Annotated in this window: 9 protein-coding genes; 4 read left to right on the top strand and 5 right to left on the bottom strand. The window is 56.1% G+C overall.

Annotated elements, in window-relative coordinates:
- Positions 1 to 88 precede the first annotated feature (88 nt).
- The gene (eat, locus tag EAH77_RS05165; RefSeq protein ID WP_140470728.1) at positions 89 to 1453 is read right to left on the bottom strand and encodes an ethanolamine permease; all 1365 of its coding nucleotides are present in this window, start codon (positions 1451 to 1453) and stop codon (positions 89 to 91) included.
- 32 nt (positions 1454 to 1485) lie between these two features.
- Positions 1486 to 2799, bottom strand: coding sequence for an aspartate aminotransferase family protein (locus EAH77_RS05160; RefSeq protein WP_140470727.1), 1314 nt, complete (start codon positions 2797 to 2799; stop codon positions 1486 to 1488).
- Between the two features lie 264 nt (positions 2800 to 3063).
- On the opposite strand from EAH77_RS05160, the gene EAH77_RS05155 reads away from it, so the two are divergent.
- Positions 3064 to 4074 (top strand): phosphotransferase enzyme family protein, encoded by a 1011-nt coding sequence (locus EAH77_RS05155; protein ID WP_140470726.1) that lies wholly within the window; start codon positions 3064 to 3066, stop codon positions 4072 to 4074.
- Positions 4075 to 4223: 149 nt separating this feature from the next.
- A complete protein-coding gene (gene qhpR / locus EAH77_RS05150; RefSeq protein WP_140470725.1) occupies positions 4224 to 5318 on the top strand; it encodes an AraC-like transcriptional regulator QhpR in 1095 nt (364 codons plus the stop codon).
- A gap of 9 nt (positions 5319 to 5327) precedes the next feature.
- Here the strand turns inward: qhpR and EAH77_RS05145 are convergent, their stop codons facing one another.
- From EAH77_RS05145 to sbcD, 3 genes are all read right to left on the bottom strand, one after another.
- Positions 5328 to 5912 (bottom strand): NUDIX hydrolase, encoded by a 585-nt coding sequence (locus EAH77_RS05145; RefSeq protein ID WP_140470724.1) that lies wholly within the window; start codon positions 5910 to 5912, stop codon positions 5328 to 5330.
- A gap of 143 nt (positions 5913 to 6055) precedes the next feature.
- Complete coding sequence (gene sbcC, locus EAH77_RS05140; protein WP_140470723.1) at positions 6056 to 9307, bottom strand: exonuclease subunit SbcC; 3252 nt, start codon at positions 9305 to 9307, stop codon at positions 6056 to 6058.
- A complete protein-coding gene (gene sbcD / locus EAH77_RS05135; protein WP_140470722.1) occupies positions 9304 to 10542 on the bottom strand; it encodes an exonuclease subunit SbcD in 1239 nt (412 codons plus the stop codon). The genes sbcC and sbcD overlap by 4 nt, the downstream gene beginning before the upstream one ends.
- A gap of 229 nt (positions 10543 to 10771) precedes the next feature.
- Here sbcD and phoB point away from each other — a divergent pair, with 229 nt between their 5' ends.
- Positions 10772 to 11461 carry a phosphate response regulator transcription factor PhoB gene (gene phoB, locus EAH77_RS05130; protein WP_140470721.1) on the top strand — a complete coding sequence of 230 codons (690 nt, stop codon included), beginning with the start codon at positions 10772 to 10774 and terminating at the stop codon, positions 11459 to 11461.
- Between the two features lie 170 nt (positions 11462 to 11631).
- Positions 11632 to 12957: a phosphate regulon sensor histidine kinase PhoR gene (phoR, locus tag EAH77_RS05125; protein ID WP_140470720.1), complete on the top strand. Its 1326-nt coding sequence runs from the start codon at positions 11632 to 11634 to the stop codon at positions 12955 to 12957.
- Positions 12958 to 13032 lie beyond the last annotated feature (75 nt).

The following is a 13032-nucleotide window of genomic DNA, read 5'->3' as shown; positions in this document are numbered from 1 at the left end:
GATGAGGTATGCCTCACCCCTTAGTATGCCCGTGAGTCTCGAGCCTCTATCCAGCACAGAACTCAGCCCAAAAGCAGACCCTTTTCTTTCACTCCCCCTCCAGCATGAGATCTTTGGGTGCATTACTACGCTGTACTTTGGTTGCCATGAAATAGAGATAACCGCAGGCCATAAACAGCACGAATACGCCGCCAATCACCAGGTTGAACCACAGCATCGCCACCAGGCATACCGCCGCTAAAATCAGCGCGATAGCCGGTACCACCGGATAGCCTGGGGCGCGGAAACTGCGCTCCATGTTCGGCTCAGTCTTACGCAACCGGAACAGGCTCAACATGCTCATCAGATACATCACGATGGCGCCAAATACCGCCATGGTGATCATGGCTGCTGTCAGGGACATGCCTTGTAAGTTGATTAAGCCGTCGCTGAAAATTGCCGCAATACCAATGACGCCACCCAGTAGAATCGCGCGATGTGGTGTCTGATAGCGTGACAATTTCGCCAGGCCAACCGGCAGATAACCGGCGCGGGCCAGTGCAAAGAACTGGCGCGAATAACCCAGAATAATACCGTGGAAGCTCGCCACTAAGCCGAACAGACCAATCCACACCAGCATATGCATCCAGCCGGAATTCTCACCCACCACCATTTTCATCGCCTGTGGCAGGGGATCATTAATATTGGAAAGCTTGCTCCAGTCGCCCGCACCACCGGCCATCACCATGACGCCGAGGGCTAATACCACCAGCGTCAGAATGCCGCTGACATAGGCTTTAGGAATAGTACGTTTCGGATCCTTAGCCTCTTCGGCGGCCATTGCGGCGCCCTCAATGGCCAGGAAAAACCAGATAGCAAAGGGAATAGCAGCAAATATGCCCGAGAATGCCGACATACCGAAGTGCTCGCCACCGGCCCAGCCGTTGAGTACAAAGTTACTCACGCTGAACCCTGGTGCGACTACGCCCATAAACACCAGTAACTCAAGAACCGCCAGCACGGTGACCACCAGCTCGAACACTGCCGCCAGCTTGACGCCTAAAATGTTCAGCCCCATAAACACCACATAGGCACCGACCGCCGCGATTTTCGGATTGAGATCCGGGAATTGCACATTCAGATAAGCTCCGATCGCCAGCGCAATCGCTGGCGGTGCGAAAACAAACTCAATCAGCGTCGCCATCCCGGCGATTAACCCACCGGTTTCCCCGAAGGCGCGGCGGCTATAGGCAAAAGGTCCACCTGCGTGAGGAATGGCGGTGGTCAGCTCGGTAAAACTGAAAATAAAGCAGGTGTACATGGTGGCGACCAACAATGTGGTGATCAGAAAACCCAGTGTCCCTGCCACGCCCCAGCCATAGCTCCAGCCAAAATATTCACCGGAAATCACCAGCCCGACGGCAATCGCCCACAGATGCAGCGTGCCGAGCGTCGGTTTAAGTTGTGATGTCATCGTGCTCTCCTGAAACCAGATAAAAGGGAAGGTCAGAACATTTTGCTTAAGACATTTTCCAGCGCGCTGACCAGGATCTGGCTGTGTTCGGTGGTGAACACCAGCGGCGGACGAATTTTTAGAATATTGGCCTGAGGGCCTGACGCGCCGATCAATACACCTTCCTCACGCAACGCATTGACCACTGCCAGTGCAGTGGCGCAGCCCGGTGCACCGTCAGAGGTCACGAAGTCGACGCTGACAAACAACCCGGCACCGCGTACATTGCCAATTGCCGGGAAGCGTTGTGCCAGTGCACTGATGCCTTCAACAATGGCTTTTCCTGCGCGTCCCACGCTTGGGATCAGGTTCTCCTGCTCAATCACTTCCAGCACCGCCAGCCCGACGGCGGATGACACCGTGTTACCGCCGAAGGTATTGAAATAGCTCGACTCATTGCCGAAACGCTCAAGGATATGCGGCTGAATGGTAATGCCTGCCATCGGGTGACCGTTGCCCATCGGTTTGCCGAGCGACACGATGTCCGGCAGCACGCCGTGACGCTGGAAACCCCACCAGTGCTCGCCTGAGCGGCCATAGCCCGGTTGCACTTCGTCGGCGATATATAGCGCCCCGGCGTCATGCACCACGTCAATAGCTTCTTGCAAGAAACCTGCCGGATCGAAGAACCCCCCGTCGCTGGTGAAAAAGGTGTCAATCATCAGTGCTGCTGGTTTAATGCCGTGGCGCTGCATATCAGCCAGGGCGGCGCGAATATCGTTGGCAAATTTCTTGCCGACTGCGGCCGGATTTGCCGGGTTATGCACCGGAGCCGGGATCACCCGCGCATCGCCGTTCACTTTGACGTAAGGCCCCATCGACGCTGACAAGCCCGCGATGGCTTTCGTCATGCCGTGATAACTGAATTCGGTGACGATAACGCCGGTGCCGCCGGTAAAATCTTCAGCAATACGCAGCGCCAGATCGTTGGCTTCGCTGCCGGTGCAGGTGAACATCACCTGGCTCAACTCGGCAGGCATCGTGCCGATCAACTTCTCGGCGAAGTTCAACACATTCTCATGCAGATAGCGGGTGTGAGTATTGAGAGTGGAAGCCTGACGCACCAGCGCTTCCAGGACGTGCGGGTGGCAATGCCCCACTGACGGCACGTTGTTGTAAACATCCAGATAACGGCGGCCTTCGGCGTCGTACACCCAGACCCCTTCGCCGCGCACCAGATGCACCGGGTTCTTATAAAACAGCTGATAGGCGGGGCCGAGCAAGCGGCGGCGACGTTCGATCATCGCCAGACTTTCTGCCGGAATATTACCGCGGGTCGCAGCATCAAAAGCATTGGTTTTCAACATGGTCGTCATCTCCTGGCGGGCTGTGTGGGCTTCATTACCGGAGGGTCCGGTGCTGAACGTTTTCCGATAATGCGCCCGGTGCGGCGGCAAAACTTGACCCTAACGCCGCGATCGACGTGCCCTGCGGTCAAGTTTTCACCTTCACCGGCCTGCGCGTGTTCTGCGGTCAATATTTGCTGCTGCCGGGTCAAGCAGTAAAGGCGGGCGGCTTTCATTCTGAAGGCTCATTGAAGTGAGCCATCGCCACCTGCCGGAGTGAAACCCATGAATGCCAAACAGTCTGATACCCTCGATCAAGCCAGCCTGAATCAGCTTGCCACTGAAGCGTTGCAGCGTTACCCCGCGGCCTTCCACGGCTCGCTTTCGTTGTTGTGTCGTTCTGAAAACGCCACATTTAGGGTGCAGGGTACCGAAGGTCTGCGCTTTGCGATGCGGATCCATCGCGGGGATTATCATCAACGTGATGAAATAGAGAGCGAGTTGGCGTGGCTGGATGCGCTGCGCAGTACCGGCATGGTGGTGCCCGAACCGTTAACCGGGATGGATGGGCGGCTTGTGCAGACGCTGCCCGTCAACGCCACGGAAAGTCGCCACGTGGTGATGTTCCACTGGATTGACGGTGACATGCCGACCACCGACGTTGACCCGCGCGCCTTTGCACAGTTGGGCGCGGTCACCGCCCGTTTGCATCAGCACAGCCAGCGCTGGATGCCACCTGTCGGTTTTCGCCGCATTGTCTGGGACAACGACACCATGGTTGGCCCGCAGGGGCACTGGGGGCGCTGGCAGGACGCACCGGGTCTGAGCGAACAGGATTTCCCGCTGATTGAAGAGACGCTGGCGCAGATCCGCCGCGTACTGCATGGCTACGGCAAAAGTGCCCAACGTTATGGCCTGATCCATGCCGATCTGCGGCTGACCAATTTGTTGTTACTTAACGGAGAAACGCGGGTGATCGATTTTGATGACTGCGGGATGGGCTGGTATATGCATGATGCGGCGGCGGCAATCAGCTTCGTTGAGCATCATCCCCGCGCGGCAGAGTGGGTTGAACACTGGCTGCGCGGTTACCAGACAATCTGCCCGCTGAGCGAGGCCGACCTGGCCGTGATCCCGACGATGATCGTCCAGCGGCGGATCCAACTGCTTGCCTGGCGCGGCTCACACGCCACCACTGACATGGCGCAAAGTCTGGGAAGTGAATGGGAAGCCGAAAGCCTGAGACTGTGCCGCGACTATCTGGCAACGGTGCGCGTCGGGCAGGCGCTGGCCTGAGGCAGACTGCACGTATTTCGTGCGCTTCGTGCAGCCATACGTTTGGGTGCTGTGCTAAGTGTCTGTCATCGCTCGGTTTATCATTTCCTCAACGCTGGTACGAAACTTGCAGAAACCTTTCACCTGTTTGCGTGATGGAGTGAAAGAGAATGCACACTGAACCTTTACTTCAGGCATCCATTGGTCTTCAACCGGGTCTGAGAGGGGCGTTCGGTGCGCTCGACCCGCGCGATACCAGCAACCGTGGTGTACTGGCGGCGGCCGCTTCAGGGTTGAGCGAATTTATTCTTTCCAAAGGGGCCGATGTTGACCGCGTGCTTGGCATCTGCCGTATCAATCCCGAACTGCTGCAACAGCCTACGCTAAGCCTCGGGCTGACCAATTACTGCCAGGTACTGGAAGAGGCCGCCGTGCAGTCGGGCTGCGATAACTTCGGTTTGCATTACGGCAAGCAGTTCAAACCGCAGTCATTAGGGCTGATTGGTTATATTGGACTGTGTTCAACCACGGTAGAAACGGCGATTCAGAATGTGGTAAATGCCTTTCCTTTTCATCAGCACAACACGCTGACCCGCCTGGTCGACAAGGGCGATCATTACCGCTTCGATTATCAGATCCGTCACGGCAGTATTTTATGTAAACGGCAGGACGCCGAGCTGACGCTGGGCATGATCCTCAATTTATTGCGTCATGGGCTGGGCAAAAACTGGGCACCGCGCGAAGTGCATTTTGAGCATCCGCGCCCGCAGCAGTGGCACGAGCACTGTAAAGCCTTTGATGCGCCGGTCTATTTCGACCAGCCGTACAACTCGCTGCTGATCCCCAAGCGGGATTTGCAGCGCACCATGCCCGAACGAGACCAGACGCTATTACTGGTGATGCAGGATGCTATTCGCCGTCTGAATGCGGATGCACCGGCGCAGCAGTCTGTGGTGGACAGCGCTCGTTCGCGGGTACGCCAGGCGTTACTGCGCGGGGAGCCGGCGCTGGATGATGTGGCGGAGAATATGGGGCTGTCACCGAGTTCGTTACAGCGCCGCCTGCGTGAACAGAACCTGACCTTCACTCAACTGGTGGATAAAGTTCGTTGTGAACTGGCGACCCATTACTTGCAACAGCAGCAACTGCCGATTTCTGAAATGGCGTTGCTGCTTGGGTATTCCGAAGTCAGCGCTTTTTCGCGCGCTTTTCGTCGCTGGTTTGGTATCAGCCCGCGCCAGTGGCGGCAGTCTGGCGCAGGTTGATACCCTCAATCAGGGCCTTGCATCCATAATGCTGCCAAACCAGCCTTTATTTGTGCTGCCCGCGTAGCCAGGGGCTGCCCGGTTATTCACAAATGCCGTCAACACATTCCTCGACTGGGGATAGGGCGCAGTGAAGACCCTCGCCAGTTCGTCGTCGGCCACCACGGCCATTTTGCCGGGCAGCGCGAGCGCCAGATTGTTGGTGATAGTGACCACCATTTGAGCCAAAACAGCGGCGGAAACATTGAAATAGAGGCAATGAAATGCCAGCCCGGGTAAACCCGCTACGCCGGTAATGTTATTTCCCTGCGCATTAAACGATCTCACTTCATGAGCCACCGAAACAATCCCGCCAAGCGCCACGCCCGTCTCTTCATTAAATTCACGGATTGCCCCTGTTTGGGGATTTTCACCGGCGGGTAATGGATTGATTTGTAAGGCTCCCCCGGGTAATACATCCTGACCGGAGTAATTAAGAATCTGTCCTGCCGGCGCGATGGCGGCTCTGGAAAAATAGAATCCGCGTTGCTTTTTTTCGGCGATCAGACAGGTTTGGTTGGCACTGGAGTAAACAAAAACATAGACCTGAGGCATGGTATTTCCTTACTTGTTAACCGTTGGGATCCACAGTGTTATTGATCACGGCGCCGGTTAAAATCGGCCAGAAGGATGATGCCATTAGACGAGAAATGTTGGCCCGTCGGCCTGAAGGCTGACGGGCGTGATGGGGAGGGCAATCAGACTTTAAACTGGCTGCTCAGGCGGCTGACGCCTAACCCGTTCACTTTAGTGACTTTGATCTGCACCGGAATGCGGTCTTTCATGGCTTCGACATGGCTGATAACGCCGATGGTTTTACCTGAAGCATTCAGGCTGTCGAGCGCATCGAGGGCGGTATCCAGCGTATCGGCATCGAGCGTGCCGAAACCTTCATCAAGGAACAGGGAATCGATGCGGGTTTTGTCGCTGACCAGATCAGACAATGCCAGCGCCAGCGCCAGACTGACCAGGAAACTCTCGCCGCCGGAGAGCGTGCGGGTGTCGCGCACCGCGTCGGCCTGCCAGGTATCCACCACCTGTAACTCCAGCGCGTCGCTGGTTTTGCGCTGCAACAGATAACGGCCATGCAGCTTCTCCAGCTGTTTATTGGCCAGATAGACCAGATGATCCAGCGTCAGCCCCTGGGCAAATTTGCGGAATTTCGCGCCGTCGCTGGAGCCTATCAGCGCATTGAGATAACCCCAGTCATCGCAAAACTGCTGCGACTGCGTGATCTGCGCGAACAGCGCCTGCTGGCCTTCGCGACGCGTAATGTCGCTGGTCAGCTGGTTGCGGATCTCGCCTTGCTGCTGTTGCAGGGTTTTCAACTGTTGGGAGAGCAGTTCCAGCTCAGCCGTCAGCGTGGCGGCATCGCTGTCGTTATCACCGAGTGTCTTCGGACGCACCTGACGCAGTTGTTCCTGCGTGGCGTTGGCCTGTTCGAGCAGGGCGCGGTGCTCAGCCTGACGCTGTTGGAGCTGCTCTTTGCGCTGTTGTAACTGCTGGCGCAAAGCATCGTCGAGCAAAGCCTGCGCGAGTGCCGCTTCGTCGCTGAACTCGCTGGCGTTCAGCGCCTGCTGCAACGTTTCTTCGGCCTGCTGCAAACGTAAAGCAGATTGCTGCTGTTGCTGGTTCAACGTTGCCAACTGACCGGCCAGCCGATCGCGCTGCTCCTGTGCTTTCAGTAATTGTTCCGATGCCAGCTGGAACGCTTTCTCGCACGCCTGCGTTTGGGTTCGCAGCTGTTCACGCACCTGAGTAATTTGCTGTTCGCCAAACAGGGCGGTGCGCTGAGCGCTGAGTTCCGCCAGCGCTTTTTCGCTATCGCTGAACTGCTGTTGCAGGCGTGTAAGCTGAAGCTGCATCTGCGCCTGATTTTTCTGCATCAGCGTAAAGCGTTCAGTTAACAGCGCGGCCTGCTGGCGGGCATTTTGCTGTTCATTGACGGCGGCTGCCAGCGCATCCTTGGCCTGTTGCAGCGTGCGTTCAGCCTGCTCATGAGTGGCGATGTGCCGCTGACACTGCTGTTCATCCTGCTCGCAACTTTCCAGCCATTGCCCGAGTTTCTCAGTGTCCTGCAAAGCGAAGGATAATTTCAGCGGCGCGCTAAGTTGCTGCCAGGTATTCAGGTGAGAGTCCAGCTGTTGCTGGTCTTGCATCAGGCTGGTTTGCAGACGTAACTGCTGCTCTTTCAGGCTTTCTGTTCTGGCCCGTAGTTCTGTACCGGCGGTATGCAACGACTCGGCTTTCGCGCGCATTTCGGCCACGCGTTGCGCCGTTTCAGAGGGTTTGATTTCCTGATAGCGCTCAATCGCCGGATGGGACGTTGAGCCGCACAGCGGGCAGGCTTCTCCGGTTTGCAGACGGGCACGCTCGGCCTCCAGACTGACAATCAGCTTTTCCTGATCATGCAATTTTTCGACATCATTGAGATGCGCCTTCTGCTGCTTAAATTGCTGGCGGGTAAGCTCAAGCTGCTGTTCTGCAGCGGCCAGTTCTGCTTGGCGCTGAGTGAATTCCTGGGCCTGCTGTGCGACCCGCAGGCTGATTTGCGGGTACAGCTGGGACAGCGAAAACAGCTGCTGGCGCACCGGACGCAGTAGCGCCAGTTCTGCCTGGCGTGAACGCAACGCGGCGAGCGGCTGCTGTTGCTCCAACTCGGCCTGTTGCTGCTGTTGGGTGGTCAGGGCTGCGGTCAGTTGGGTCTGTTGAGTCTGATGCTGGCTGCTTTGGGTTTCCAGTTGAGCGCGTTGGGCGGTCAGTTGTTCGAGGGCGGTGTGTTGTTCCCGGACCTGATTATTCGCTTCAGTGAGCGATTGCAGTGTTTCGGCTTGCGTTTTACGCCACTGGGCGAGCTGGTTGTCGAGCGGCTGCACTTGCTCGTCGATCAGCTTTTGTTGTTGCTCCTGAACTTGCAGCTGTTGCTGACGGGCGGTACGTGCCAGTTCCAGCGCCTGATTCAACGGCGCCATCTGTGCCAGCTGCTGTTCCTGCTGCTGCGTCAGGTCAGTTATCTGCTGAGACAGTGCCTGATTTTCCTGACGAATACGGTTGCGGTCATTGAGCAACGGGCGCAGTTTTTCAGCCGGTTCGCTGCGCGCCAGTTGCTGTAACTGCGGCGCGGCCTGCGCGACTTCCTGTTCTGTGGCTGCCAGCTGGCGCTGGTATTCGGCCTGTTTTTGCTGTGCCAGTTGCCACTGGTGCAGCCAGTTAAGATCCTTTTGGCGAATCTGAGATTGCTGGCTTAGCTGCTGTTCCTGCCAGCTGACCGCCGCCAGCTGGCTTTCCAGCAACTGGCGCTGTTCTTCGCTGAGCAGTTCAATGCCCGCCATGCGCTGATGCAAACTATCCATAGCAATCCGTGCTTCTTTTTCTTGCTCAAACACACGTTCAGAAATGAGACCGTAGATCTCTGTGCCCGTGAGCTCCTCCAATAGTCCCGCCTTTTCTTTAGGATCTGCTTCTAAAAAGGCTGCAAAATCACCTTGAGACAACATCATTGATTTGGTGAAGCGAGAAAAATTTAAGCCAGTTATTTCATCAGTTAAACGAATCTTGTCACTGACTTTATCCGCAAGGATTTTTCCATCAGCCAATAACGCTAATTCAACCTTAGGTTCTAATAATCCGCCATTAATGGAATCTCTTGAGCGCCTCTGGCTCCAGAAAGCACGATATCCAATTCCTTTAACTTCAAACTCAACTTCAGTTAAAGACTCGGCGGTATTACGAGTCATTAATTCATTTTGTGATTTAGAAATAATCTTTATTCGTGGTGTGCGGTGATACAGCGCCAGACAGATGGCGTCGAGCAGGGTGGTTTTCCCTGCGCCGGTCGGGCCGGTGATAGCGAATAAACCGTTGCTGGCGAAAGGTTCAGCAGTGAAATCGATTTTCCATTCGCCTTGCAGCGAATTCAGGTTCTTTAAACGCAGGCTGAGAATTTTCATGGTGCAGCATCCTCTGCGGGTTGGCCGCTGGTGACCTGATCGACAACCTGCGCGAACAGCGTACGCATCCGCGCCTGGCGATCTTCATCCACCTCCGTTTCCAGCGCCAGACGGCGTTCAAACACCTCGCCGACGCTCAGTTCGCTGAGCGTCTCTTTTTCCTGCTGCGAAATGCTGTTTTGCCGTTGCTCTTTACTGCGGCGCAGTAACACCACGTCGACCGGCAGGTCGGCGGTCAGGGCCTGGATGCGGCGCTGAATATCGCTGAGGTAATCCTGCGTGGCGACTTCAATATCGAGCCACACCGGCCTGCTGCTATCGGCATCCGCAAACTGGGTTAACTGTTGTTCGATGTCGGCGAGCGGGCCTTTGATCATCTGCATCGGCTGAAATTGCGGGATCTCCAGCGTGTCGATGGCGTTAAGCGTTGCACCGTCGAAATCGAGTAAATAGACGCTTTTCGCTTTGCTCAGTTCGTCGAAACTCAGGGCAATCGGCGAGCCGCTGTAACGAATATGTTCGGTTTTGGCGACGCACTGGGCGCGGTGAATATGGCCGAGGGCGACGTAATCTACCGGCGGAAAAGCCTGCGCCGGGAAGGCGTCGAGCGTGCCGATATAAATATCGCGCACGGAGTCTGAGGTACTGACGCCCACGGTAGTCAGGTGGCCGGTGGCGATGATCGGTAATGGCACGCCGAGGCGTTCGCGCTCGGCCAGGGCGGCTTGATAAAGTGTCTCGTAGTGCGCGGCGATGGCTTCCTGCAAGGCCAGCTGCTTGTCGCTACCGGACTGACCCGCCTGACTGGCAATCAAATCACGCGGGCGCAGGAACGGAATGGCACACAGCACCGCGCCGGGGGTGCCATCACGCTGATTGAGCACTAAAATCTGCTGCGACAGGTCCTCGCCTACGGTGGCAATCACCTGGGTATTCAGGCAGGAGAGCAGTTCGCGTGATTCATTCAGCGTAGCGACGGAGTCATGGTTGCCTGCCAACACAATCAACTGACAGCCGGTGGGCTGTAACTCCACGACAAAGCGGTTGTACAGCTCGCGGGCATAGCTCGGCGGCGACCCGGTATCGAAGATGTCCCCGGCCACAATCACGGCGTCAACCTGATGATGTTCCACTTGTTCCGTCAGCCAGCGTAAGAACGCCTGATGTTCGGCGGCGCGGCTTTTGGTGAAAAAATACTGACCAAGATGCCAGTCTGAGGTGTGGATCAGGCGCATGAGACTCCCGTGGTGTAATGTGCCGGAACGTAGTGCGGCAAAGTATAAACGCCAGCGCCAGCTGCTGTCCCCGAAAAATCGACCGCGTTTCAGCGGCATGACGTAATAATGAAGGCTTAACTACACTTACTTCGTCGGCTGGGTTTATTTCATAAATCTGTCACAAAAGTGACGCATAATGCCCTCCGCAATCAAACAATTGATCGCTAACCTATTGGCAGGATCTACGATGGCTAGACGTATATTAGTGGTTGAAGATGAAGCTCCGATCCGTGAAATGGTCTGCTTCGTTCTGGAACAGAATGGCTATCAGGCAATTGAAGCAGAAGATTTCGACTCGGCTATCGCCCGGTTGATCGAACCTTTCCCCGAGCTTATTTTGCTCGACTGGATGTTACCGGGCGGTTCCGGCATTCAGTTCATCAAACATCTTAAACGCGAAGCCCTGACGCGTGAAATTCCTGTCATGATGCTGACGGCGCGCGGTGAAGAAGAAGACCGGGTGCGCGGGCTGGAAGTCGGTGCTGACGATTACATCACCAAGCCATTCTCACCCAAAGAGCTGGTGGCGCGAATTAAAGCCGTGATGCGCCGTATTTCGCCGATGGCGGTGGAAGAGGTGATCGACATGCAGGGGCTGATCCTCGACCCGTCCTCACACCGCGTGATGGCGAACGAGCAGGCGCTTGACATGGGGCCAACAGAATTTAAATTGCTGCACTTCTTTATGACACATTCAGAACGCGTCTACAGCCGCGAACAGTTGCTCAATAATGTCTGGGGCACTAACGTGTATGTGGAAGACCGCACGGTGGACGTTCATATTCGTCGCCTGCGTAAAGCGTTGGAAAGCAGCGGGCACGACCGGATGATCCAAACCGTGCGTGGGACCGGATACCGGTTCTCAACGCGCTACTAATACCCGTCATACTTCAAGCTGCAGGTGCGTTGGCTTCTCTCAGCTACCCGAATCACTTACTTGAGTAAGCTTATCGGGATGCCTTCGTTTGCCGCCTGCCTGCACCAAAAGTAGGCGCCTCTAGGCGACTCGAATTACTTAGGGTCGAGAACAACTGATGGAGTCACGGTGTGTTAGAACGTCTTTCCTGGAAACGACTGGCCGGTGAACTGTTTCTGTTTTGCCTGCCAGCACTGATCATCGGTATTTTCTTCGGCCATTTCGGATGGCTGCTTTTCGCGTCTCTTTTGGCGGCGCTGGGCTGGAACTATTATAACCAGCTGAAACTCTCTCACTGGTTGTGGCTCGATCGCAGCATTACTCCCCCGAATGGCCGCTGGAGCTGGGAACCGCTGTTTTACGGTCTCAACCAGATGCAAATGCGCAACCGGCGGCGGCGGCGTGAACTGGGTCAGTTGATTAAGCGTTTTCGCAGCGGAGCAGAATCCCTGCCCGATGCGGTGGTGCTGGCGACGGAAGAGGGGAATATTTTCTGGTGTAATGGTCTGGCACAGCAACTGCTGGGCTTTCGCTGGCCGGAAGACAGCGGGCAGCATCTTTTTAACCTGCTGCGTTATCCCGAATTTCGCGCCTGGGTACAGGCCCGCGAATTTGACCGGGCGCTGAATTTACAGTTGAACAACGATCACTACGTAGAATTTCGCGTCATGCCTTATTCGGAAGGGCAGTTGCTGATGGTTGCGCGCGATGTCACTCAGATGCGTCAACTCGAAGGCGCGCGGCGCAACTTCTTCGCCAACGTCAGCCATGAACTGCGTACACCGCTGACGGTGTTGCAGGGTTATCTCGAAATGATGGAAGACGCCAAACTGGAAGAGCCTTTCCGCACCAAGGCACTGGATACGATGCAGGAGCAAACGCGGCGCATGGACGGGCTGGTGAAACAGCTGCTGACGCTGTCACGCATCGAGGCTGCCACCAATATTGATCTCAATGAACGGGTGGATATGCCGTTGATGCTGGGCATGCTTGAGCGGGAAGTGCAGACGCTGAGCAGTGGCCGTCATGAGATTGTGTTCCGCGTAAACGACAAGCTGCAGGTATTCGGCAATGAAGATCAACTGCGCAGTGCGGTGTCGAACCTGGTGTATAACTCAGTGAACCACACCCCCGCGGGCACCCGTATTGAAGTCAGCTGGCAGCAGACGCCGCTGGGTGCGCAGTTTCAGGTCAGTGATAACGGGCCGGGAATTGCACCGCAGCATCTGCCGCGCCTGACTGAACGATTTTATCGTGTGGATAAAGCCCGCTCACGCCAGACCGGCGGCAGCGGACTGGGGCTGGCGATCGTTAAACATGCGCTGAGCCATCACAACGCCAAGCTGGATATCATCAGTGAAGTGGGCACTGGCACCCGCTTTATGTTCACTCTGCCGCAGCGGCTGATTGTGCCAGCGGGGCAAAACAGCGGTGTGCGGGTGAAACATCCGGATTAAATCTGAAAGCTGCTGATCTGGCAGCTTTCTATTTTTGCCTTGCGCGAATCTCCTCTTCATCATGAATTTCCTTCA

Source organism: Ewingella americana (assembly GCF_006438725.1).
Lineage (GTDB): Bacteria > Pseudomonadota > Gammaproteobacteria > Enterobacterales > Enterobacteriaceae > Ewingella > Ewingella americana_A.
Note: the sequence above shows the minus strand (reverse complement) of the source record. Positions and strands in the feature narration are given on the sequence as shown.